Source organism: Roseomonas indoligenes, assembly GCF_017813365.1.
Taxonomy (GTDB): domain Bacteria; phylum Pseudomonadota; class Alphaproteobacteria; order Acetobacterales; family Acetobacteraceae; genus Roseomonas; species Roseomonas indoligenes.
The window spans coordinates 74,252-97,216 of the sequence record NZ_JAGIZA010000013.1 but is presented as its reverse complement, the minus strand read 5'-3'; the positions used below and the strand labels follow the sequence as shown (position 1 = coordinate 97,216).

The window sequence follows — 22,965 nt, the reverse complement described above, 5'->3', positions numbered from 1 at the left end:
GCGTTCCTCACGCTCGCAGCCGCCATTATCCTCATCAGGCGTTTGGCCCAGCGATCATGAGGCGAACTCTGAAGGAGTGGAAAGCATAGTACGTTGAAATTAATGAATATTGTCGCGCATTGGGAGCGGCGACCAGCGCCATCATCGGAGTGAGAGATCTGCCCTTGGCAGAGGCCCGTCCGTATATTGACGAGCAACAAGCCAAGTGCGATCCAAAGACCACTAAGGGGGGCGACATGCCATTTCTTTCGTACGCCCAGAACTTCGAGGACGTGCTACTCTGGCGTGCGCTGAAGCAGCAATCTTCCGGTTTTTACGTGGATGTCGGAGCCGCTGATCCCGACAAGGACTCCGTCACAAGGGCCTTCTACGATCGCGGCTGGACTGGCATCAACATTGAGCCTGTGCCTGAATTCTCGGCACGGCTCCGGGCGGCCCGCCCCCGGGACATCAACCTCGACATCGCAGCCGGGAGCGGTTCGGGCGAAGCCACCCTGCACGTCGTCGCCGAGACGGGTCTCTCGACCACACAGGACGATGTCGCGCAGGATATCACCTCCCAGGGCCTGACGCACAACTCGCGGACCGTTCGCGTCCGGAGCTTGACCGACATCCTCACGGAGCATGCTCCCCCAACCATCCACTTCCTCAAGATCGATGTGGAAGGGTCGGAGCGGGCGGTGCTGGAGGGCTGTGACCTCAGCCTGTTCCGCCCCTGGATCGTGCTCGTGGAAGCCACGGCGCCCATGTCGGAGGTGCAGACCCATTCCGGCTGGGAGGGGTTGCTGACGGGCGCAGGATACCGCTTCGTCTTCTTCGACGGACTGAACCGATACTACCTCTCTGACGAGAAATACGATGTGCTCTCACGGCACTTCCAGGTGCCCGTCAACGTCTTCGACGACTTTCGCCGTGCGGTCGATCAGGACAGGGTGGACCGTGGGCAGGACCTGCAGGTCGCGGCCGCGATAAGCCGGGCGGAAACCGCGGAAGCTTCGGCACGCAGCGCCTATGCCCGCGGCTTTGAGCTGGTTCGGGATCTGGCTGAGGCCAGGGCCGCGGCAGCAGCCTCCCGCGAAGCGGCTGCGGCTGACATCGACGGGCTGACGGCCCGGCTCCATGCCATGGACCGGCACATCACCGGCCTCAACGCCGTCATCGACGGCCTGCGGGGGCAAGTCGCCCATCTCGTCGCGCACACCGCCGCCGTCGAGCGGGACGCGGCAGAGTCGAGCCGGCTGCTCGGAACCCTGCGTGCCAGCACGTCCTGGCAGGTCACGGCGCCGATCCGGGCCGTGGGAGACGCCGTCCGGCACTTGGCCCGCCGCAGCCCGCCCGCACTCGTTGCGGCCGAAACGCCGGAACAGAGCGCGGCAGCGCCCGGGCCGGAGGCGCTTCCGGCACATCCGACGGCTATCGAGCCCATTGCCGAACCGGCGGTTACCCCGGAATGGGCCGTCACGCCGACCGAAGGGCCCCGTGTCGTCGAAGCGGTTCAGGCCTCCCCGACCCTGCCCTCCGCCATGCGGCCGCTTCACGCCGTCCATCAGTTTCACTCGGGCTCGGCCTATGGAGATGCCATCACGAGCGCGATGATCCTCGTGAGGGATCTTCTGCGGGGGATGGGCTACCGGAGCGACATCTTCGTCGAGCATCGCGATCCCCGGATGAAGGACGAGCTGCGCCTGCTCGAGGAGCTGCCGAGGCACGCTGACCATGTCCTGATCGTCCGGCACTCGATGGGCCACGATGCGCTTGAGCGCGTCCTGGCGAGCCCCGCGCCGAAGATCCTTCTCTACCACAACATCACGCCGCCGGAGCTCCTGGCCGGGTCGCCGACCCTGCAGCGATACGCGAAGCTCGGCCTGCGGCAGCTGGAGACCATCCGCCCGCACGTCGTCGCGGCCCTGGCGGACAGCGAGTACAACGCCATCGCCCTGCGGGCGCTCGGCTATGCCCCGGTGCGCGCCTGCACCCTTCTCTTCGATCTGGACCGCCTGGAACGTGAGGCTGCGGCACGGCCGAGGCTGCCCGCTTCCCGCCCCTTTACCGTTCTCTTCACCGGGCGCGTGACGGATGCGAAGGGGCAGGTCGAAGTCGTTGAGGCATACGCGCGCTTCCGCTCGGCCATAGACCGGCCCTGCCAGCTCGTCCTCGTCGGCCGCCTCGATGGCGAAGGGACCTATCTCAGCGACATCGACGCCGCGATGCGGCGGCACGGGCTGGAAGCGGAGCTGGTCCTCACGGGCCTCGTTTCCACGGAGGAGCTGCACGCGCGCTTCGCGGAGGCGGACCTCTTCCTCTGCCTGAGCCACCATGAGGGCTTCGGCGTGCCGCTGGTCGAGGCCATCATCCACGGCGTCCCGGTGCTGGCATGGCCGAGCGGGGCCATTCCCTACACGCTCGGCGGCGCCGAAGGCCTGCTCGACAGCCGTGAGCCGGACCGGGTGGCGGCCCGCATGCTGGAGATCGCGCGGGACGCCGGCCGCCGCGCGGCGCTGATGGCAGCGCAACGCGCTGCGATCCAGCGCTTCGCGCTGCAACAGCAGCTCCCGGCCCTGCACGAAGCCCTTGGCCTGGCCGGTGCCGTCCCCCCAGGGGACGAGACGGCGCGCACTGCGCTCCGCCCCAACCTGCGCTTCACGGTTGCCGGGCACGTCGCCGGCACCTACAGCCTGGCCGCCGTGAACCGCTCGATCGCCCTGGCGATCGAGGCGGAGCGCCCCGGCCATGTCTGCCTGCAACCCGTCGAGGGGCAGCGCACCGACGACCTGTCGGGCGTGCCGGCGGCCGAGCGATCCCGGCTCGCACCCCTGGCGGGCCGCGGACCGGCCGAAACAGGGCCGGAAGTGGTGATCAGCCAGCACTACCCTGTCCACGTGCCGGAGCATCCGGGCGACCTCCCGCTCGCCCTGCTGTTCTGGGAGGAGAGCCTCCTCCCGGCGGCCACGATCGACCGGCTGGCGGCGGGGTTCCGCGCCGTGCTCGCGCCCACCGCCTTCGTGGCCAAGGCGCTCGTCGATTCCGGACTGCCGATCCCCGTGCGCCTCGTCGGCCATGCGCCCGACCTCTCGGCGATGGAGGCGATCGGGCGGGCGAGGGCCTTCGCCGCGGCCCCGGGCAGGGAAGGGCCCTTCACCTTCCTCCACGTCTCATCCTGCTTTCCGCGGAAGGGCGTGGACATCCTGCTGGCCGCCTTCGCGCGCGCCTTCCGGCACGGTGATCCAGTCCGGCTAGTGATCAAGGGCTTCCCCAACCCGCACAACACCGTGGCCGAGGATCTCGCCGCGCTGCGGGCGAAGGACCCGGGCCTCCCCGCGATGGAGCTGATCGACCGCGACCTCCCCGAGGAGGAACTGCTGGCGCTCTACCGCGACGCGGACGCCATGGTGCTGCCGACCCGCGGCGAGGGCTATAACCTGCCCGCGGCCGAGGCCATGGCGGCGGGCCTGCCCCTGATCGTCACGGGGTATGGCGGCCACATGGATTTCTGCGACCAGGAGACGGCCCGGCTGCTCCGCTGGCGCTTCGCCCCGTCCGGCAGCCATCTCGCCACGCCCGGATCCCTGTGGATCGAGCCCGACGAGGATGACCTCGTGGACGCCCTGCGCGAATTCGCCCTGGCCTCCCGCTCGGCCGAGGGAAGGGCCGCGCTCGCCGAACGCACCCGCAGGGCGCGGCTGCAGGTGGCGCAGCGTCTCCGCAGGGCGCCCTTCGTGGAGCGTCTCGAGGAAGCGGCGCTCGATCTCCTGCTCGCGCCGCCGGCGCCGCCGATCCGGGTCGCCTGGGTGACGAGCTGGGAGGTGCGCTGCGGCGTGGCGGAATACGCGCGCCAGCTCGTTCAGGCGATGCCCGAGCATCCCGGCATCGCGTCCCACGCCATCCTGCCGGATACGCGCTGGACGCTGGCCGGGCGTCCGGGAAACCCGCTCGCCCACGCCGTCAGCCCCGCCTGGACCATGGGCGATCCGGCCATTCCGGACACGCTCGGCGCCGCCATCATGGCGGAGGATCCCCAGGTGGTCGTTCTGCAGCATCAGCCCGGCCTGATTGGCTGGGCGTTGCTGGCAGATCTGCTCCTGGGCCCGGCCCTGCGTGACAGGGCGGTGATCGTCACCCTCCACAACACCCAACACCTTCTGGAGCAGGCCGAGCCGGGCCGGAAAGCGATCCTGTCCGCCCTGGGAGGCGCCGACCGCATCCTCGTGCATTCCATCGCCGACCTGGAGCGGCTGCGGACGGTTGGCCTGTCGGGGAACGTGACGCTGATGCCGCACGGCGTGAAGGCGCCGCTGCCGGCCAGTGCCGCGCCGGCAAGGCTCGCGGGGTCGCCGGTCATCGGCAGCTACGGTTTCTTCCTGCCGGGCAAGGGCCTCCCGGAGCTCGTCGAGGCCTTCGCCATCCTGCGCCGCACCTGGCCCGAGGCCCGGCTCCGGCTAGTGAACGCGGATTACGGGACGGCTCATTCCACCGATGAGATCGCCCGCTGCCGCTCCATTGCCCGGACGGAGGGGATCGAGCACGCGATCGAATGGCATACGGAGTTCCTGCCGGAGGAGGAGGTCCTGGACCTCCTGGCAGGCTGCACGGTCATCGCCCTCCCGACCCAGGCCTCGAAGGAGAGCTCGAGTGCCTCCGTGCGGGACGCGATGGCCGCGGGGCCGCCGGTGCTGGTGACGCCGCTCTCCATCTTCGACGAGGTGGGGGATGCCGTCATCCGCGCTGAAGGCATCTCCCCGCAGGCCCTCGCCGAGGCCCTGGGAGGTCTCCTGGCCGATCCTGCAAGGCAGGGCAGGGTCAGCGCGGCCGCGAGAGGCTGGCTCGGGACGCGCGCCTGGAACCTCGTCGCCCGCCGCATGCAGGGCCTGATCCTCGGCCTGGCAGCAACAAAAGTGATAACAACGCGGGGCGTGAGCAGCGTTTCGCGCAGTGACACAAAGACGTGATCGAGATCGCCCATATTTCGAACGGTAAGGCTGCATCCGGAAGAGGGTCTGAACAGTAACTGCTCTGGCGGCCGCCAGGCTGTCCCGTTGGTCCTTCATGCCTTCTGGCAGGAGGGCACGGTCCTGTTCGTCCGGAGACAGCCTTTAAATGACGAATTCCATTGAGAAGCCGGTTGCACCGGCCACGGAAGCGGTCGGCCGCCGCCTGCTGGCGCGCCGTGTCGGTGCCGGCGCCGCCGTCGCCGCCCTCGCGACGGGTGGCATGACCGTCGCGTCCGCGCCTGCCCAGGCCCAGTCGATCACCGATGCCGACATCTTCAACTTCGCCCTCAACCTGGAGTACCTGGAGGCCGAGTACTACCTGCGCGGCGTCACGGGCTCCGGCCTGGCCGCCGGTGACACCGGCGGCACTGGCGCGTCCGGCGGTGTGACGGGTGGTTCGGCGGTGAACTTCCGTTCTGACTACCTTCGCCAGTACATGACGAAGATCGCGATTGACGAACAGGCGCATGTCAAGTTCATCCGCGCCGTGCTCGGCTCCTCCGCCGTGGCGCGTCCGGCGATCGACTTCGCGACCGCCTTCACCACGCTTGCCCGCGCCGCCGGCCTCATCAACGGCAGCCAGACCTTCAACCCCTTCGCGGACGAGGTCAGCTTCCTTCTCGGCGCTTTCGTGTTCGAGGATGTCGGCGTGACGGCCTATGGCGGCGCCGCCAGCCTGATCAGCAACCGCGACTTCGTCTCCTACGCGGCCTCCGTGCTGGCGGTTGAGGCCTATCACGCGGGCGCGGTCCGCACCCTCATCGCGAACATTGGCGGTGGTGCGGCGGCCAACAGCGTCACCGCCCTTCGCGCCCAGCTCTCGGGCGCGGCGGACGAGGTGGGCGTCACAACGGCGACAAGCATGTACAACTTCGCGCCGACCGACTCCCAGGCGCAGACCTTCCGCCGCTCGCCGCGGCAGGTTCTGAACATTGTCTACGGAGCGCAGAACGCCTCGAGCGGCCTCTTCTTCCCGGCCGGCATGAACGGCACCATCCGTTCCTGAACTTGAAGGGTGCCACGCGCGGCACCCTTCGGAACCTGCGCGGCCGCTTGCGGCGGCCGCGCAGCCCTCCTATCGGACGGCGAAGAGGCGTGTCGCGGCGCTGATGACGCGCGCACGGTAGGATTGGTGGAGCAGGGGCGTATGCGAATGGTAGTTGCCCACGGCGCGCATCAGATCGCCGCTGGATGCATTCAGATGCGTGCGCATGATCAGGCCGGCCGCGGCGATGTTGAAACAGGGGCGTTCGATCAGCCGCTTCCGGACCTCCGCGCTGTCGAGGCCGGTGTACCGCACCAGGGACGAGAGCCAGACGGTGTTCACCTGCATGACGCCCAGATCCTCGGACCCATTGGCGTTCCGCATGACCAGGCCGGGACGCCCGCCCTCGACGGCCTGGATGGAGGGGAGGACCCGGGGCGGCAGGTCGTAGATCTGGGCAACGAGCGCCATGCAGGCCAGGTAGGGAACGGGCATGCGCCGATCCTTCCATCGGCTGCCACGGGCGGCAAGATGGCCGGCTCCGCGGAGGCCGGCTTCACCCTACTCGAGATCCTTGTCGTCATCGCCATCCTCGGCCTGCTGATCGGGCTCGTCGCCCCGGCCGCGTTGCGCCAGCTCGGAGGAGCCCGGAACTCCGTCGCCCGGCAGTCCATCGAGCGCATCGTCTCGATCCTGGACCTCTATCGCCTCGATGCCGGGCGTTATCCCTCGACCGAGGAGGGCCTGCAGGCCCTGGTGCAGCGCCCATCCGGCGCCACCTCCTGGAATGGTCCCTACCTGCGGGGAGAAGGCGTACCGGTCGATCCGTGGAACCGCCCCTACGAATATCGCAGCCCCTCGACCCGGAGCGGCAAGGAGTTCGACCTCTGCTCTCGGGGCGCGGACGGGAGCGGGACTGGCGATAGCCTGATCTGCAATCCCTAGGGAGCCAGCCCGGCGGCGGGATCAGTCCTCGACCCGGTCCCAGGCCAGGAAACGGTAGGGCCGCTCCGAGAGGGCACTGCCGATCCGGACCACGGCACGGCGGGTGAAGCGCCCACCGCCCGGTCCTGACGCCGCCGCCGAAATGGTAAGCACCCGGACCCCGACCGCCGGCTGGGCCGGGAAGCTCGCCTGCCCCGTCACGTCGCGGAGCGCCTGCTGCACCAGCGGCGGGGCCAGCGCTCCCTCCGGGTCTCCCTCCCGGAACACCGTCAGGTTCGGCGCCAGTTGGTCGAAGAGGACGGGCGTCATGCCCAGCACGAGGCGGAGCTCCGCGACGGAGCGGAAGGGCGCGTCGGGCGGGGCATAATCCAGCCCGGCCTGCCGGTACTGCGGCGCCTTGGCCCCCATGGGGCGCGGCGCGGCGGTGGGGGCGCGCCAGTCGGCGATGGCGGCGGCGATGGATTGCGCCTGCCGCTGATCGGCGCCGGCCCGGCGCAGCAGCGCCTCCATCAGCGCGTCCGAGACGGTGTTCGGGTTCACCAGCCCCGCCTGGTCCTCGATCCGCACCACGGCGCGCCCGCCGGGCAGCGGAAGTTCACGGGGCGCCGCATCCCCTACCCGGTCACCGCGCCACCCGGCTTCCGAAGGGTCGAGAAGGCGGAAGACGGCCTCGTGGACGGCGCCGTCCGCCAGCGCCTCGGCCGTCGCGGCAGCGCGAAGGTTCGCCGAGAGCCGCACCTCCCCGCGCCCGCCGGCGACGAGCGAGGAGACGATCAGCGTCAGAAGCACGAGGGTCCAGAGCACCAGGAGCAGCGCGAAGCCGCGCTGCCCCTCATCCGCGCGGTGGCTACCGCGGATCAAGGCCGAGCCGCCGCCGCACCCGCGCCTGCGGATCGGGCGATCCGGACAGGGGCAGGGATTGCAGCTCGCCCGGCAGCGCGGCGGCATTGGAGAGGCTGTCGCGCAGGTCCTCGGTTAGCGCACGGGCGTCGCGCTGGTCGCTGATGACCCGGGGCGTGATGAGAACGAGCAGCTCCGTCCGCTGCCGGTTGTTGTCCTGGGTGCTGACGAGGGAGCCGAGGATGGGGATGTTGCTGAGCCAGGGGATGCCCTGGTTCCCGCGCGAGGCGTTGTCGCGGATCAGCCCGGCCAGCCCCACCGTCTGCCCGTCCTGCACCGCCACCCGCGTGCGCACGACGCGCTGCGAGAAGGTGGGGGAGTTGAGGCCGGTGGTGGTGGTGCCCGGCACCACGTCGCTCACCTCCTGGCTGATGTCGAGGGTGACGAGGCCGCCGCTGTTCACCCGCGGCGTCACCTCCATGATCACCCCGGTCTCGCGGTAGTCCACGGAGGAGACGATCGGCGCGCCGGTGGTGAGCGTGCTCTGCGCGCTCTGCGTCAGGAAGGGCACGAGCTGGCCCACCTGCAGCCGCGCCGGCTCGTTGTCGAGCACGACGAGCTGGGGCGAGGAGAGGACGCGCACGTCGGTGACGGCCTGCAGCGCGGAGATGGCCAGCGGCCCCGCGTCGCCACGCCGCCCGGCGAAGACGAAGCCGGGGATCGCCGTGTTGAGCCCGCCCGTCGCCGCGGCGGCGACGGCGGTGGAGAGCACGCCGTTGAACTCGCCCGTGCGGAAGAAGAACTGCGTGCCGTACTGGAGCTGGTCGTTGAGCGTGACCTCGGCGATCGTCGCGTCGATCCGCACCTGCAGCGGTAGGATGTCCAGCCGCCGCAGCGTCGTCTCCAGCGTCTCCCGCTCCTGCGGGGTGGCATAGACGAGCAGCGAGTTGTTCTGCGGGTGCGGGATGATCCGCATGCTTTCCACGGCGCCGCCCGTGCCGCCGCCCGCCTCACTGGGGTCCAGCCCGCCGAGCAGCGGATTGGCGGAGGCGTCCGGTCCTGCCGCCGGGGCCGATGGGGCCAGCGCCGCGGACCCGCCCGTGGACGGGGCCGTGCCGCCCGACCCGCCGATGCCGCCGGAGGCCGCCCCACCGCGCTGGCCGACCCCGATGCTCGTCCCGATGCCGGATCCGCTGGTGCCCGTTCCACCGCCCGTGCTGGCGACGCCGCGGGTCTGGCGCCCAGGGGCGGTCCCGCCGGCCGGGGTGGGCTGGGCCGTCACGCGGCCCGGGGTGAAGGCCTGCTGCAGCACATAGGCGATATCGTTGCTGCGGCCGTTCTGGAGGAAGTAGACGCTCCAGCCCCGCACATTGGCGCGGCGCGTCCGCTCCACCAGCGCGTAGACGCGGCGGGCATCCTCCACGTAGCGGGGCTGGGCCGAGACGACGAGGACGGCGTTGATGCGCTGCATCGGCACGACGCGCACGAGGCCGGCCAGCGAGCCGCCCCCCTGGCCGCCGCCGGCGGACTGCCCGCGCAGTGCCTCCTGCAGGGCCGTCGCGTAGTCGCGCGCATCGCCCGCCGAGACGGGGAAGACGGCGTAGGACTGGCCGGCCAGGATGTTGATGTCGAAGGCGGCGATGAGGCTCAGCAGGGTGTCCCGCGTCGCCGGATCCCCGCTCACGATCAGGGCGTTCCGGCCGGGATCGGCCGCGACCCGCCCGCCGCCGGCCACGAAGGGCTGCAGCACCCGCGCCAAGTCGTCCGCGGAGGCGTAGCGGAGCGGCACCGCCGTGCCCCCGCCCGCCACGCCGCCCGCTGCCGGGGCCGCGCCGCCCCCGGCCGAGGCGGCCGCCGCGATCGGCAGCACGCGGTAGAGCCCATTGTTCTGCACCACCGTCGCGCCGTTCTGCGCGAGGAGGGTGTTCAGCGCCGCCAGGGCCTGCACGCGGTTCAGCGGCTGCGGCGTGCGCAGCGTCGCCGTGCCGCGGACGGAGGGATCGATCGTGTAGTTCACGCGCAGCACGCCGCCGAGAACCTGGGACACGACCTCGCGGATATCCGTGTCGGCGAAGTCGAGCGAGATGTCCGCGGCCCCTGGCGCGATGTCGGAGATGCCCGTCCCGGCCGGGGCGGTCCCGAGCGCGGTCGGCGTGCCCAGGCTAACCTGGGGCGCGAGGTTCACCCCGGGCGTGCCGAGCAGGCCGTTCACCCGGGCGGCGGCGGCGCCGGTCCCGGCTGTAACAGGCGGCAGGGGCTCCAGCAGGGGCGGGTCACGGGTGGCGCATGCGGCGGCACCGAGCAGGGCGACGGCGGGCGCCAGGCGTCGCAGCGCCAACCATGGCTTCATGGGGCCGAAGCTCACCGAACGCCTCCCGGGCCTGCACTGTCGGATTGACGGTTCGCGTTGCGCAGGATGTCGCTTCCGGATGGGGTGGCGTTCTGCTCGAAAGGCACGGCCCCTTCTGCCGCGCCCGGGTCCTCGGGGGAAGGGGCATCCGGCAGCCCCGGCCCGCCAGGCGCCGGCAGCGGCGGTCCTCCCGGGGTGGGCAGCGGCGGCAATGCCCCGGCGCCGGCGGGAACGGTACCGGCGGCCGGCCCTGGCGGCCGGGGCAGCTGGGATTGGGCCGGGGCCGCGGTGCCGGCCGGCGCCCCCGTGCCGGCCGCCGCAGGCCGGTTCGGATCGAAGCGGGGGCCCAGGGTGCGGAGCCCCTCAGGGCCTTGCAAGGTGACCTGCCCTGGCTCGATCCGGCGAACAGTGAAGGCGCCGACCTGCCCGCCCTCCCGAACCACCAGGGGGGCGGAACCGCCCGCGAAGATGGCGCTGCGCCCGGCGGGTGTGACGAGCGTGCCCGTCAGCCGCGGCAGTGCGGTGTCCGCCGGGCGCGCGGCCGCCGTGCCGGGCGCCGCCGGGCGGCGGTCCGGGCTGAGGAGAGGGCGGGCGAGGATCGTCGCGACCCATTCCGCCGTGCGCCCGGGCTGGCCGGCAGCCGGGGCAGGCGCCTGGACGGGCGCGCGGCGCGGTGCGGCTTCGGGCAGGTTCCCCGCTTCCTCGCTGGGCTCGAGCTGAAGAAGGATCGCCGCCGTGAGGGCGGAGGCGAGCAGCCCGAGGAAAAGGAAGGGAAGACGGCTCACCGCGCCGGTGCCTCGCCGCCCGCGCGGAAGGCGATCACGGTGAGGCTGGCGGCGACCGGGCGCCCCGCGCCGGGCGCGATCGAAGGGGCGTCCCTCACCTGCAGCTCATCCACCAGCATGCGCGGCGTCCCCTCCTCCAGCGCCTGCAACAGGGCGATGAGGGCGGGCCAGGAGCCGTTGACCGAGAGGCGAAGGCTGAGCCGGCGGTAGCGGCCGGCCGCTTCGGCGGGCAGCAATTCGGCGCTGCCGAGCGTGATGCCCGCGCGCGAGGCCATCTCCTGCACCTGGCTCTGCAGGGCGGCGCCGGCGAGGGAATCCGATGTGCCCTCCAGCAGGGCGGGCGGAGCGCCCCCGACGGCCACGGCCTCCTGCCGCAGCCGGGGCAGCGTCTCGGCCACCGCCGCCATGCGCGCGGCCAGGGCGGTGCGCTGGGCCAGCCGCTCCGACCTTGCCGCGTGCCAGTCCAGCAGCGGCGCCACCGCGCCGAGCCAGACTGCGGCGAGGAGCAGAACCGTGATGCCGAGCGCGAGCACGCGCCCCCGTGTCCCCGTCGGCAGGCCTGCGGCAGAGGAGGTCACGCGCCGAAATCCACCCGGATGGTGAAGACCTCGCCCCGCCCGCCCTCCTGGCGGGTCACGGGGGCGGCGAAGGCGGCCGAACGGATGGAGGGATCGGCGGAAAGGGCAGCGATCAGCCGCGCCGCCCCGGCGGACTGGCCCGTCAGCGTCGCCACGCCCTGCCGCAGGGTCAGGGCCGTGAGGAAGGTGTCGTCCGGCAGGATGGCGGTCAGCGCCGCCAGCGCCTCCAGCGGGCGGCCGAGGCGGGCCGCCTCCGCGGACAGCGCGTCGTTCCCGCCGGCGCGCTCGGCCGTCCTGCGGCGCAGCGCCTCCACCTCGGTCACGGCGGGCCGGCTCGCGGCGATGCGTGCCTCGGCCGCCGCCAGTGCCCGCTGCTGGCGAAGGAATGGCAGCGCCGCGGCGACCAGGGCCAGCGCCGCGCAACCGGCCACGGCCAGGCGCAGGGCAAGGCGGCGGCCGGCCGGCTCCCGTGCCGTGCCGGGTGCCTCCAGCCCGAAAGACCAGCTCCCCCCGGAGCCGCGCGGCGCGAGGAGGCCCGCCGCCGGCATTCCCGCGGCGCGCAGCGTTCCCAGGGCCGCCTCGAGCCCCTGGCGGGGAACGAGGGCGAGGCGAAGGCGGATCTGGCCCGCCGAGGTGTCCCGCCCCTCGACCGCATAGGTCCAGAACACCTCCTCCGCCCGGAAGGGGGAGAGGCGGTCCAGCTCATAGGCGAGGACGCGGTCCAGCTCTCCCTCCGTGGCAAGGGGAAGGGTCACCGGGCGCTCCAGCACGAGGGCGGGCGGCACCCGGAGCAGCAGGCGAGGCGCCCGTCGCCCGGGTCCGAGCTGACGGCGGAGCGCGGTGGCCCCGGCAGGATCGATGGAGAAGGCGCCGGCAGGACTTTCCCGCCCACGTCTCCGCCGGGAGAGGGAGAGAGAGGCGTCGGCCGGCTGGAGCGTCGCGATCAGCGCGTCCGAGCGGTCCTCGGATGGCCGCATGCCGGCGGACAGAAGCTCGCGCATCTGTCCGGTCCACCAGACCGCCACGTCCCCCACCAGTCCCACGCGAACGTCCCCAACCCACGCTGGGGAAACCTATACCGGCGCATCTGGCAAGGCTACGGACACGCCGTGCCCCTAGGTGCCGTCCCGCTCCCGCCGGGGTGCCGCCACGATGTCGGGCCAGCGCCGTCCGCTACCGGCGGGGAAGACCAGCCGGAACCGCACGAGGCCCGGTAGCGCCTGGCCCGACCACTCGCCCTGCCAGCCCGGGGCGCCGCCGCCTTCGGGGATGCCCCAGTAGGAGATCTGGAGCCCGGCCACGCCCTCCAGCAGCACCGCGCGGCGCGGGGTCGGCGCCGCCGCCGTGGGGGTGACGTGACGCGCCGGGCGCCAGCGCATCACGAGGCGCCCGCCCTCCGCCGCCAGCGCAACTTCGGCCGCGCCGTCGCCGAGCGCGGCCGCGGCGGCGCCGAGATCGGTGACCATCCGCAGCGCCGCGCGGCCGCCCTCCACTTCGGGCGGCTCGCGGGCGTTCCCGGCGTCCATCCCCTCCACCAGCCGGCGCAGCACGCGATCTACCGCGTCCAGGTCGCCGGCCGTGGCGGCGCGGGCGGCCTGGCGATCCAGCGCGCGCAGGCCGAAGCGCGTGCCCTGGGTCAGGCCGGCCATCAGGAAGCCGAGCACGACGAGGGCGACGAGGACCTCCAGCAGCGTGAAGCCACGATCGCGGACCGGTTCCTCACGAGGGGGCGGGCGCCTCATGGCGGCCGCGGCGCCGGCGGGCCCAGCCGCCGGGTCTCCAGTTGCACGCTGCGCGCGCCGCTTCCCTCGCCCCAGGCAATGGCAACCGCGACGGCGTAGAGGGCGGGCGAGGGCGGCCCCTCGCGAACCGGCGCGCCCTCGGCCACGGAGGCGACGCGGGTGCGCCAGCGGTAGCCCCCGCCGTCATCGCCGCTCTGATCCCCGGCCTGGAGGGGGATGGAATCCACGGCGGCGAGGCGGGAGCGGGCGCGGGAGAGGGCCTCCTGGTAGCGGGCGGCCGTGGTCGCCGCCGCCTGGCCTTCCACCGCCGTCCGGAAGAGCACCGCCAGCGCCATGGCGGCGATCAGGAAGGCGATCAGCACCTCGAGCAGCGTGAAGCCGCCGTCCCGGTCAGGGCGCATCGGCGACGCTCACCCGGCCGGTCAGCCAGTCCACGGCGACGACGCGCCGCACCGCGCCGGCGGCGAGCCGGATGCGCCCGCCCGAGGAACTGCCATCGGGCGAGAAGCCGATACCCGTCGCCGTGCGGCTCTCCCCCGCCTCGCCGACGGCGGCGGTCATGGCGAGGTCGAGGGCGGCGGGGAGGGGGCGCACCGGGCCGTTATCAACCCGGTAGGCGTGCCGGGCGACATCCAGGACGAAGATCACGCGGCGGTTGCTGGCGATGGCGAGGCCGCGGGCCTGCCGCAGGGCGAGGGCGACCTCCCCCGCCGCCTCCCGCGCCTCCAGCGCCGGGCTGCGCGCCGGACCCCGCCCGGCGACGATGCCGAGGGCGAGGCCGATCACGGCCAGGACGACCAGCACCTCGATCAGCGTGAAGCCGGCCTGGCGCGAGGCGCCCATCCTAGCCGGCGAGATCGTTGAGGCTGAGCATGGCGAGCAGGAGCGACGACACGATCCCCGCGATGACCCCGCCCATGAGGATGGTGATGGCCGGCACGAGCAGGGACACCATGCGCTCCATCCCCAGCCGTGCCGCCTCCTCATGGATCTCCGCCGCGCGCAGGGCCATGGGGCCGAGCTGCGCCGTCTCGTGGCCCAGCCGCAGCAGCACCGTCAGCCGCGGCGGGAAGACGCGGGAGGCCTGGAGCACCGCCGAGAGGTCCTCGCCCCCGCGCGCGGTCAGGGCGGCGCGGTCCACCACCTCCTCCGCCTCGCGGTTGCCGAGGGTGCCGCGCGCCACCTCCATCGCGCCGATCAACGGCACGCCGTTCACCAGCAGCGTGCCCAGCGCGCGGCCGAAGCGCGCCGCCAGCACGTCCCGGATCAGCCCGCCCAGCACCGGCACCCGCAGCAGCAGCCGGTCCCGCGCCAGCCGAGGCCCGGGCTGGCGCATGGCGGCGCGGAAGATCAGAAAGGCGGCCAGCAGCGCCAGCAGCCCGTAGAGGCCGTAGGCGGAGACGGCGTGCCCGGCATCGACGAGGAACTGGGTGGAGGCGGGCAGCGAGGCGCCGTTCTGCTCGAACAGGGGCACGAACTGCGGCAGCACGGAGGTGAGCAGCAGGGCGATGGAGCCGATCGCCGCCACCAGCAGGATCGACGGGTAGATCATGGCGGAACGGATGCCGGCGGCCAGGGCGCGCTGGCGCTCCAGCAGCCCGGCCAGCCGCTCCAGCGTCGGCGCCAGCCGCCCGCCGACCTCCCCCGCACGGACCATGCCGACATAGAGCGGCGGGAAGGTGCCGGGGTGGCGCGAGAGCGCGGTGGTAAGGGAGGCACCGTCCCGCACCGTGGCCCGCAGCGCGTCCAGCAGCGCGGCCACGCGGCGGCTCGGCGCCGTCTCCACGAGGAAGCGGAGGGAGCGGTCCAGGTCGAGCCCCGCGCCGAGCATCACGGCGAGGCCGCGGGTGAAGTCCGTCACCTCCTGGCGGGAGACGCCCGATCCGCCGCCGAGCGGCGTATCCAGCAGGCTCCGCAGCCGCCCGCCCGTGTCGGGCTCGGCCTTCATGGGGATCGCGCCCTCGCCCTGGAGGCGGCGGATCACGGCCGCCTCGTCGGCCGCCTCCATCACGCCTTGCCGCAACTCGCCGGCGGGCGTGACGGCGGTGTAGCGGAAGGCCGGCATCAGGCGTCGGCGCGAATGCTGCGGAGGACATCCTCGAGCGTCGTCTCGCCGGACAGCGCCGCGTCCAGCCCGGCGTCGAGCATCGGCACCATGCCGCTCGCCACCGCGGCGCGCTCGATCGCCGTTCCGTCGGCGCGGTCGAGAATCAGGCGCTCGATCGCTGCGTCCGGCTCCAGGAACTCGGCCACCGCCATGCGGCCGCGATAGCCGGTGTTGCGGCAGTGCTCGCACCCCACGGGATGCCAGAGGCGGATCGGGCCGGAGGGCGCGCGGCGCCGCAGGTCGAAGCGCTCCACCACCGCCTCCGGCGCCTCCTCGGCCCGGCGGCAATGGGTGCAGAGGCGGCGGACGAGGCGCTGCGCCAGGACGCCGCGCAGCACCGCGGTCAGCAGATAGTCCTCCAGCCCCATGTCGCGCAGCCGGGCGATGGTGGCCGCCGCCGAGTTCGTATGCACGGTGGACAGCACAAGATGGCCGGTCAGCGCGGCCTGCACCGCGATCTGCGCGGTCTCGCCGTCGCGGATCTCGCCGACCATGATCACATCGGGGTTGTGACGCAGCTCCGCGCGGAGGAGGGAGGCGAAGGTGAGGTCGATGCCCGGCTTCACCTGGCTCTGCACGATGCCCTGAAGCTGGTACTCGATCGGGTCCTCGATCGTGACGACCTTGCGCTCCACGGAGTTGAGCCCGAGCAGGCCGGTGTAGAGCGTGGTGGTCTTGCCCGATCCCGTCGGCCCGCTGACGAGGACGATACCGTTCGGCAGCTCCAGCGCCGCGCGGAAGCGCGCCACGACGCCGGGCGCGAGGCCGAGCGCCTCGTAGTCGAGCGCCACCGCGCTGCGGTCCAGCACGCGCATCACCACCGTCTCCCCGTGCAGGGAGGGGATGGTGGCGACGCGGAAGTCGATCTCCTGCCCGCGGACGGCCAGCTTGATGCGGCCGTCCTGCGGCATCTGGCGCTGCGCGATGTCCAGCCGCGCCATGATCTTGATGCGGGAGACAATGGCGGCCGCCATCCGGGCGGGCGGCGGCTCGGCCTCCACCAGCACGCCGTCCTGCCGGTAGCGGATGCGGAGGCGGTCCTCGAAGGGCTCGATATGAATGTCGGAGGCCCGAGTCTCGACCGCGCGCGCGATGACCCCGTTCACCAGCCGGATCACCGGCGCCTCGCTCGCCAGGTCCTTCAGCCGCTCGGCATCCTCCTCCAGCGGGCCGTCCTCGCCTTCTCCCTCCGGCGCGGCGGCGGGGGCGTCGGGGTAGAGGCGGTCGAGCGCGGCCTCCAGCTCCACCGGCACCGCGACCTCGACCGCGACGGCGTGTCCGGTCGCGGCGGCGACCGCCGAAGGGGTGAAACGGTCCAGCGGATCGGCCAGAGCGATGGAGAGCGTGCCGCCGTCCAGCGCCAGCGGCAGGGCACGCGCCTGGCGCAGGAAGCGGACGGCCAGCCGGTCCGGCAGCACGGGCTCGGTGGGGTACCGGGCGGGCAGGGCGAGGGGCAGGCCGAGCAGGTCGGCGAAGCCCTGGGCCAGTTCCCGTTCCGTGACGAGGCCGAGCTGGACGAGGAGGGCATCGGCCCGCCGGCCCGTGCCGGCCGCCATGCCGCGCGCGCGCTCCACCGCCCGGGGGTCGCATCGGCCCGCCGCGACCAGCAGCGCGAGGAGCGCCTCCGCCTCGTCGACCGGGCCTTCGGTGGCGACGGGCTCGAAGGTCGCGGTCGCCGATGGCATAAGGGTGCGGGCACCTTCCGGCATTCCGCCGAGGTAACCACGCGGCCGGGCGGGCGCAAGTGGCCGGGGCGGCCACCTGGGGTAACCACAGGGGAAGGGGCGGGAATGACGGCTTGGCCAGAATGGCTCGCTCCGCTCTTCCTGGCGCCCTTCGTCGGTAGCTTTCTTGGCGTCCTGATCCGCCGGCTCCCGCGCGGCGAGCCGGTCGCTCTCTCCCGCTCCAGATGCGAGGCCTGTGGGCGAAATCTAGGGGCCCTCGATCTTGTGCCGCTCGTCAGCCACGCCGCCCTGCGCGGGCGCTGCCGGGGCTGCGCGGCCCCCATTCCGTCCTTTCACTGGAAGGTGGAGCTGGCCGCGCTCGGGGTGGCGCTCTGGGTGGTCCTCGGGGCCGTGCTGGCCCCCGGCGATGCGGGGCCGGGGCGCCTCTGGGCGGATCTCGCGCTCGGCTGGACGCTTCTGGCCCTCGCCTGGATCGACCTGGAGCACGGGCGGCTGCCGGATGTGCTGACCCTGCCGCTGGTGGTCGGCGGCCTGGGCGCCACCCTGGCGCTGGAGCCCTGGGCCCTGACGGACCACGCGATCGGGGCCGTCCTCGGCTACGCGGCCTTCCGCCTCGTCGCCCTTGCCTACCGGGCATGGCGGGGCCGGGAAGGGCTGGGCGGAGGCGATGCCAAGTTGCTGGCGGCGGCAGGGGCCTGGGTCGGGTGGCAAGGGCTGGACGCTGTGGTGGTGATCGCCGCGCTGGCGGGCTTGGCCACAGCCCTGGTCCGCCGCCGGCCGGGGGAGCCGCTGGGGGCCACGACGAGCCTGCCCTTCGGCCCCGGTCTGGCCTTCGGACTCCTGCTGGTCAGGCTCCACGGCGGGGCGCTGACGGGGTAGGAGGCGGATTGCGACCTGCCTTCCCGACGCGGCAAGATGGGTTGAGGCAGGGGGGCGTTTCGATGCGATCTGGGCTGCGAACGGCGATCCTCGCCATCATGGGCGCGACGGCGGGCAACCTGGCGGCCGCCCCGGAGGCGAGCGCGACCCCCAGCCTTCTCTGCGGCCGCGACGAGGTCATCCGGATCGTGGCCCGCACGGTGCGCCAGTGGAACCAGTACAACCGGATCGTGGACGGAAGCGCCGTGGAGGCGCCCACCGACCGGGCCAACGCGGTGATCTGCTACGCGACGATGACGAGCGTCGGCTACGAGCTGACACCTGAGGGCTGGATCCCCCGCCGCCACGAGGAGCTGCGGCGCTACGACGTTCAGGTGCTCGCCAACCGCCTCTACGTCCAGGTCCAGCCCTGAGGAGCCCTGCCGGGCGGGCTTGGTGCCGACCGGACCTGCCGCTATCACTGGACCGAAAGCGGATCGGATAAGGGAGAGAGCTGCGTTGTCGTCCCAACCGGACCGCGAAGCCCAGCCATGGGCCATTCCTTATGATGGCCGGGCCTCGCTCGACGACATCTTTCACTGCTTTCGCCTCCTGCTGGGCCGCCATCCCAATGCCGAGGAGTGGGCGGGCCACTCGTCGCGCGTCGGCGAGCCGCTGGAGGCGGTGGTGGGCAGCTACGTCAACAGCCTCGAGTTCGCGCGGCGCCGTCTGACGGAAGCGGATGCGAGCGCGGACTACGCCATTGCGGAGGGGGACGGGTTCCGCCTGTTTGCCTCCCCTTCCGATGCTGCCGTTGGCAAGCATGTTCTCGCCGGCGGCTACGAGCCGGAGGTGGCGGCGGTCTTCCGCTCGGTCCTGCGGCCCGGCATGGGCGTGCTCGATATCGGCGGCAACATCGGCTACTTCACGATGCTCTCCGCCGCGCTGGTCGGTCCGACGGGGCGTGTCTTCGCGGTGGAGCCGAACCCCGGCAACGCGCGGATGATCGAGGCGAGCCGCGTCCTGAACGGCTTTGCCCAGGTCACGGTGCTCCAGGCCGCCGCCGGGCGCGCGCCGGGCCTGCTGGCCCTGAATACATCCCACTCCAACGGCACCACCTCCACGCTGGAAGCACGGAGCGCGGCCATTCTGGAGGCGCGCACGGTCGCCTGCCTGCCGCTCGACCGTGTGGTGCCGGAGGCCGGGTCCATCGATCTGATCAAAGTGGACGTGGAGGGCGCCGAGTACACCGCGCTCCTGGGCTGTGAGGGCATCATCCGCCGGCACAGGCCGGTCATCGTTAGCGAGTTCAGCCCGGGCATGATGGCCGGGATCTCCGGCGTGTCCGGAGAGGTCTACCTGCGATGGCTGCTGGACCTGGGCTACGACCTCTTCGTCATCGAGCCGGACGCCTCGCTCACCCCGGCGCAGGGTGACCCGGAGGTCGTGATGGCCATCCATCGCGCGCGCATGGTGGACCACGTGGATCTTGTCGCGCGGCCCCGCTCGGGCGGGGGACTCTGGGACCGTTTGAGCGGCCGTGCGAGGCGCCAAGCAACCGGAACCGCGGCGTGAAACCACGGCCGAAGCAGGGCGCCTTCCGGTGCTTGGTCCGATCCAATGTTCTGCTTGGTGATCTATCGGGACGGAGCAACGTAGCGGCGGCGCGAGGGGGACCGCTAACATCCTTCCTCACTACCCTGACACCCTCTCGTCAGGGCTTTGGGTCGTAGGGCCCGGCTGGGCGGGTCCTAACGAGGGCCCCGACGAGCCAGAACAAAATTCCCCCGCCCACATGGACACCATTCCTCAGTGCATGCCGCCATGCACCTGGCACGGTTGGCCGAGGCGCCGCCGAACCTTCAGGCCGCTGCTCGGAGCGCGGTGTTCCAGAGCATGCTGAAGGCAGGGCTGGTGGAGCAGGTGCCTGTACCCGAGAGGGTAACGATGCTCTTGCGGAGCACGGCAGCCGGCCTGCAGGCGGTGGGCGAGCCGAGTGCAGTGGAGGCGGCCGGAGAGGCTGCGAAGAGCGAGCAGGAGGGCAGGGAAGGGTAACAGACCAGCATCGCTGCGGCGGCAGGTGCTGGGCGCGAACCTTCTCTGAGGCCGAGACCTCCCCCGGTCTTTCCGCCCTAGCGAACCAACATCGCGTTCCGAGGGCACCACCGCTCCCTCGGCATTTTGCGGCCCTTCAAGAAAGGGGTGGTAGGGCCCAGCAGACCATCAAGCTTCGGATGCTGCCCCGGAAGACGCCTGGGGGTGATGATTGTACCGCTCCGCCATCATCTTCGCCACGGCGACCAGCGCGCTTCGCTGCTTCGGGTCGGAGATCGACATGAAGACTTCGAGCAGTTCGACGATATCGTCCCCAAAGTCGGACTGGGCGGCAGGCACGGGCAGCGCCGCAGCGTCCTGCCTAGACCCGGCCGCGATCAGGAGGTCTGGGCGGATCTCCAGGGCATTCGCGATGGCGATGAGCCGGCTTGCCGCGATCCGGGTGGTCCCCACCTCGTAACGGTGCAGCTGCGCGCCCGTGACGCCTATCCTTCTCGCCAGGTCCTTCTGTGTCCGCCCCTGGGCACGACGGAGTTCCCGGATTTCGCGCCCGATTGCGGCATCCGACAAGGTCGTGGAGCGCGGATCAACGCTCGCCAAAGCGTTCTGGACGTGGAAATCGTGCCGAGCTGCGAACTTGGCTGCGCGGTCTTCTTGCTCGGCAATCCGGGACATGATCGCTACTTCGGAGCGGTTCCGCGGGCTCATGCCGTCTCTCGGAAGTCCTGCAGCAAACTGGATGGCAGCCGTCGTCATGGTCGATCATCTTCCTAGGGCAACTTGGTCGCGCCTCATGGCAGCAACTCCGTTCCTTCTTTGGAACTGAATACAAAAATAGACCGTTCGGCCACGATTTCGAATTTTTTCGGCAAACCGATTGCGAAATTTCGCTCGCGGCCGCTGCACTGTGTCGTTTTGTAGCAAATCGCCGAATGTTGAGAATACAACTTGTGGTAGAGGCTTCTGACCGCCTTCAACCAAGACGGAGAGAGCAAAAAATTTTCCCGCTCTGAGCCAGTTCGGCAGAAAGAAACTCTTTATGAAACCGACTCCAAGGGAATTTCTTGCTCAAGTTTTTGCCTGCTGAGGCCGCTGCTCGTACCAAAGCGCAAGCAAAAGTTAACCCCCAATCATCTGTGATCACTTTAAGTTGCGGGCAGAATTGCGAAAATTTCGGTTCTAAGCCGCTCTCGCGGGCTTCTGCCGGGGGAAAGCCAAGAGGTTCAGCTTCGCTCGTGCTATGCCTGAACGGGATGGCTAGCAGACAAACCGGCCGCCACGGTCCGGATGAACTGACCTTTAACCGCATGGGTTCCGCTTCACACCTGCTCGAAACGGCAGCAGGTGGAGAGGACCTGTCCCGGCAGCGCTCCTGAAAGGCCTTCCCTGCCGCGGGAAGGGCCCGGACCCCGACCGGAATTGGCAGGATCGGAGGCGCGGCGCGACGGAGCTGTTCACGGATTCCACCTCGAACGACACGCTCTCGGGCGGGGTGGGCGTGGACGAGCTGATCGGGAGCGCCGGGGCGGCCCAACTTTTCTCAGACGTCGCGCCACTCTTTTCTGCCGTGGACCGGTCGATGACTTCGACGTTGGGTTAGACAAGGTGATGATTTCGCGGAGCGCGTTCGGGACCGGCTTCGGCCTTGCCCCCGCGCTGATCGCGAATGCTGCGCCGGCCGCAAGCGGCCCGGGTGGCGTGCTGCTCTGCGACACTGCGGGCGGCGGCGCGGGTGGGCTTTACTGGGACGCCGATAGTTTGAGTTGATCGTGGCCAGTCCAGATCGCCCGCCTGTCAAATGCCGCCCCGCTCTCCGCGAGCGACTTGCTATTCGTCGCTTGAGGCCCAGCATCGGGCGCCGGGAGATAGTCCGATCCCTGGCGCTTGACGTCCTCTCCGAGCAGAGCGAAGCCGTTGGTGTCGCGAGGGGAGCCAATACCCTCCCGCGCCAACCTGGCCCCTTACCGCCAGCTTGGGGCAGTGCTGGTCGCGGCACGCCTCGATTGGATCAGCCGCTAACAGGCCGCAGGCAATCAGGACACTCGATGACACGGTCAGCCGACAATGATGCCTGCCGCCCGGGCGACCTCTGCCCAGCGCGTCGTCTCAGCAGCGAGAAACGCCTGGAATGCTCGCGCGCCAGTACGCGCCGGTGACGCTCCTTCGTTTGCCAGGAAACGCAGCACCTCAGCTGTGCCCAGTACATCCAGCAGCGCCTTGTCGAAACGCGCGGTCACGGCGGCAGGCATCCCACGCGGGCCTAGAATTCCCCACCAAAACAGAAGGTCCATGTTCACCCCGGCCTCCCGTACCGTTGGCACCTCCGGCATGTCGCCCTGCCGCTCCGGCGCCAGTACGCCGAGCAACCGTGCCTCGCCCGTGCGAAGTTGCCCCGAGACGGAGGGGAGCGACGGGAAGTTCACCTCGATGCGCCCGCCGAGCATGTCCATGATGGCGGGGCTCATGCCGCGATAGGGCACATGCTCCATGGAGATGCCGGCGCGGAGGGCGAAGAGCGCGCCGGCGAAGTGATTGACCGTCCCCGGTCCGGCCGAGCCGTAGCGGATTGTACCAGGCTTTGCCCGCGCCGCGGCAAGAAGGTCCGTCACCGACTGGAACGGCGAATTCCCCGCGACCACGAGACCGATCGGCGCCTGAGCCAGTAGCCGCACCGCATCGAAATCCCGCGCCGGGTCGTAGGGCGTGGGCTGCACCGCCGCGGCCATAGCGATGGAGGTCGTCGCGATCATCACTGTGTAACCATCGGCGGGAGCGGCTGCGACGCTTGCCGCACCGATGGCCCCGCCCGCGCCCGGCTTGTTCTCCACCACCACAGGCACGTCCAGGACCGGCTGCAGTCCGTTCGCCGTGGCGCGAGCGATCAGGTCATTGCTGGCGCCAGGTGCGAAGGGAACAATGATTCGGATTGGGCGTCGCGGCCAGGCCGGCTCCGCGAGGGCCGGCGCGGCAAGCAACGGCAGTGCGAGTGCTGTCCGACGGGTCAATTTTTCCATCTGGCCTTCGGCCATGATTGTTCCCTCCCGTTG

The 22,965-nt window shown here is 71.3% G+C and carries 20 protein-coding genes; 7 read left to right on the top strand and 13 right to left on the bottom strand.

The window, feature by feature from the left end; all coding sequences use genetic code 11:
• The first annotated feature begins 236 nt into the window (after positions 1-236).
• Positions 237-4,946 carry an FkbM family methyltransferase gene (locus J5Y10_RS19420; RefSeq protein ID WP_209375758.1) on the top strand — a complete coding sequence of 1,570 codons (4,710 nt, stop codon included), beginning with the start codon at positions 237-239 and terminating at the stop codon, positions 4,944-4,946.
• Positions 4,947-5,094: 148 nt separating this feature from the next.
• Positions 5,095-5,994: a ferritin-like domain-containing protein gene (locus tag J5Y10_RS19415; protein ID WP_209375757.1), complete on the top strand. Its 900-nt coding sequence runs from the start codon at positions 5,095-5,097 to the stop codon at positions 5,992-5,994.
• A gap of 69 nt (positions 5,995-6,063) precedes the next feature.
• Here the strand turns inward: J5Y10_RS19415 and J5Y10_RS19410 are convergent, their stop codons facing one another.
• Positions 6,064-6,468, bottom strand: coding sequence for a lytic transglycosylase domain-containing protein (locus J5Y10_RS19410; protein ID WP_209375756.1), 405 nt, complete (start codon positions 6,466-6,468; stop codon positions 6,064-6,066).
• 36 nt (positions 6,469-6,504) lie between these two features.
• Here J5Y10_RS19410 and gspG point away from each other — a divergent pair, with 36 nt between their 5' ends.
• Positions 6,505-6,918, top strand: coding sequence for a type II secretion system major pseudopilin GspG (gene gspG, locus J5Y10_RS19405; protein WP_209375755.1), 414 nt, complete (start codon positions 6,505-6,507; stop codon positions 6,916-6,918).
• A gap of 21 nt (positions 6,919-6,939) precedes the next feature.
• On the opposite strand, the gene J5Y10_RS19400 is transcribed toward gspG, so the two are convergent.
• The 10 genes from J5Y10_RS19400 to J5Y10_RS19355 form a co-directional block, all read right to left on the bottom strand.
• Positions 6,940-7,779 carry a type II secretion system minor pseudopilin gene (locus J5Y10_RS19400; protein WP_209375754.1) on the bottom strand — a complete coding sequence of 280 codons (840 nt, stop codon included), beginning with the start codon at positions 7,777-7,779 and terminating at the stop codon, positions 6,940-6,942.
• The gene (gene gspD / locus J5Y10_RS19395; protein ID WP_209375753.1) at positions 7,766-10,096 is read right to left on the bottom strand and encodes a type II secretion system secretin GspD; all 2,331 of its coding nucleotides are present in this window, start codon (positions 10,094-10,096) and stop codon (positions 7,766-7,768) included. The genes J5Y10_RS19400 and gspD overlap by 14 nt, the downstream gene beginning before the upstream one ends.
• A 23-nt stretch (positions 10,097-10,119) precedes the next feature.
• Entirely contained in the window at positions 10,120-10,893 is a 774-nt protein-coding gene (locus tag J5Y10_RS19390) for a hypothetical protein (protein WP_209375752.1), read from the bottom strand.
• Positions 10,890-11,471 carry a type II secretion system protein GspM gene (gene gspM / locus J5Y10_RS19385; RefSeq protein ID WP_209375751.1) on the bottom strand — a complete coding sequence of 194 codons (582 nt, stop codon included), beginning with the start codon at positions 11,469-11,471 and terminating at the stop codon, positions 10,890-10,892. The genes J5Y10_RS19390 and gspM overlap by 4 nt, the downstream gene beginning before the upstream one ends.
• Positions 11,468-12,472 carry a PilN domain-containing protein gene (locus J5Y10_RS19380; RefSeq protein WP_209375750.1) on the bottom strand — a complete coding sequence of 335 codons (1,005 nt, stop codon included), beginning with the start codon at positions 12,470-12,472 and terminating at the stop codon, positions 11,468-11,470. Before J5Y10_RS19380 ends, gspM begins: the two co-directional genes overlap by 4 nt.
• A gap of 114 nt (positions 12,473-12,586) precedes the next feature.
• Entirely contained in the window at positions 12,587-13,213 is a 627-nt protein-coding gene (locus J5Y10_RS19375) for a prepilin-type N-terminal cleavage/methylation domain-containing protein (protein ID WP_209375749.1), read from the bottom strand.
• A complete protein-coding gene (locus J5Y10_RS19370) occupies positions 13,210-13,614 on the bottom strand; it encodes a type IV pilus modification PilV family protein (RefSeq protein ID WP_209375748.1) in 405 nt (134 codons plus the stop codon). Before J5Y10_RS19370 ends, J5Y10_RS19375 begins: the two co-directional genes overlap by 4 nt.
• Positions 13,604-14,056 carry a GspH/FimT family pseudopilin gene (locus J5Y10_RS19365; RefSeq protein WP_209375747.1) on the bottom strand — a complete coding sequence of 151 codons (453 nt, stop codon included), beginning with the start codon at positions 14,054-14,056 and terminating at the stop codon, positions 13,604-13,606. The genes J5Y10_RS19370 and J5Y10_RS19365 overlap by 11 nt, the downstream gene beginning before the upstream one ends.
• Before the next feature lies 1 nt (position 14,057).
• Positions 14,058-15,278, bottom strand: coding sequence for a type II secretion system F family protein (locus J5Y10_RS19360; protein WP_245214877.1), 1,221 nt, complete (start codon positions 15,276-15,278; stop codon positions 14,058-14,060).
• Positions 15,278-17,005 (bottom strand): GspE/PulE family protein, encoded by a 1,728-nt coding sequence (locus J5Y10_RS19355; protein ID WP_209375746.1) that lies wholly within the window; start codon positions 17,003-17,005, stop codon positions 15,278-15,280. Before J5Y10_RS19355 ends, J5Y10_RS19360 begins: the two co-directional genes overlap by 1 nt.
• A 105-nt stretch (positions 17,006-17,110) precedes the next feature.
• On the opposite strand from J5Y10_RS19355, the gene J5Y10_RS19350 reads away from it, so the two are divergent.
• From J5Y10_RS19350 to J5Y10_RS19335, 4 genes are all read left to right on the top strand, one after another.
• A complete protein-coding gene (locus tag J5Y10_RS19350) occupies positions 17,111-17,884 on the top strand; it encodes a prepilin peptidase (RefSeq protein ID WP_209375745.1) in 774 nt (257 codons plus the stop codon).
• A gap of 62 nt (positions 17,885-17,946) precedes the next feature.
• Positions 17,947-18,297 carry a hypothetical protein gene (locus tag J5Y10_RS19345; RefSeq protein WP_209375744.1) on the top strand — a complete coding sequence of 117 codons (351 nt, stop codon included), beginning with the start codon at positions 17,947-17,949 and terminating at the stop codon, positions 18,295-18,297.
• 85 nt (positions 18,298-18,382) lie between these two features.
• Positions 18,383-19,438, top strand: a complete 1,056-nt coding sequence (locus J5Y10_RS19340; RefSeq protein WP_209375743.1) for an FkbM family methyltransferase — start codon at positions 18,383-18,385, stop codon at positions 19,436-19,438.
• Positions 19,439-19,687: 249 nt separating this feature from the next.
• Entirely contained in the window at positions 19,688-19,918 is a 231-nt protein-coding gene (locus J5Y10_RS19335) for a hypothetical protein (RefSeq protein ID WP_209375742.1), read from the top strand.
• Positions 19,919-20,086: 168 nt separating this feature from the next.
• Here J5Y10_RS19335 and J5Y10_RS19330 read toward each other — a convergent pair whose 3' ends face one another.
• Together J5Y10_RS19330 and J5Y10_RS19325 are read right to left on the bottom strand one after the other, a co-directional pair.
• Positions 20,087-20,674 (bottom strand): helix-turn-helix domain-containing protein, encoded by a 588-nt coding sequence (locus J5Y10_RS19330; RefSeq protein WP_209375741.1) that lies wholly within the window; start codon positions 20,672-20,674, stop codon positions 20,087-20,089.
• A gap of 1,298 nt (positions 20,675-21,972) precedes the next feature.
• Positions 21,973-22,947 carry a Bug family tripartite tricarboxylate transporter substrate binding protein gene (locus J5Y10_RS19325; protein WP_209375740.1) on the bottom strand — a complete coding sequence of 325 codons (975 nt, stop codon included), beginning with the start codon at positions 22,945-22,947 and terminating at the stop codon, positions 21,973-21,975.
• Positions 22,948-22,965: the final 18 nt, after the last annotated feature.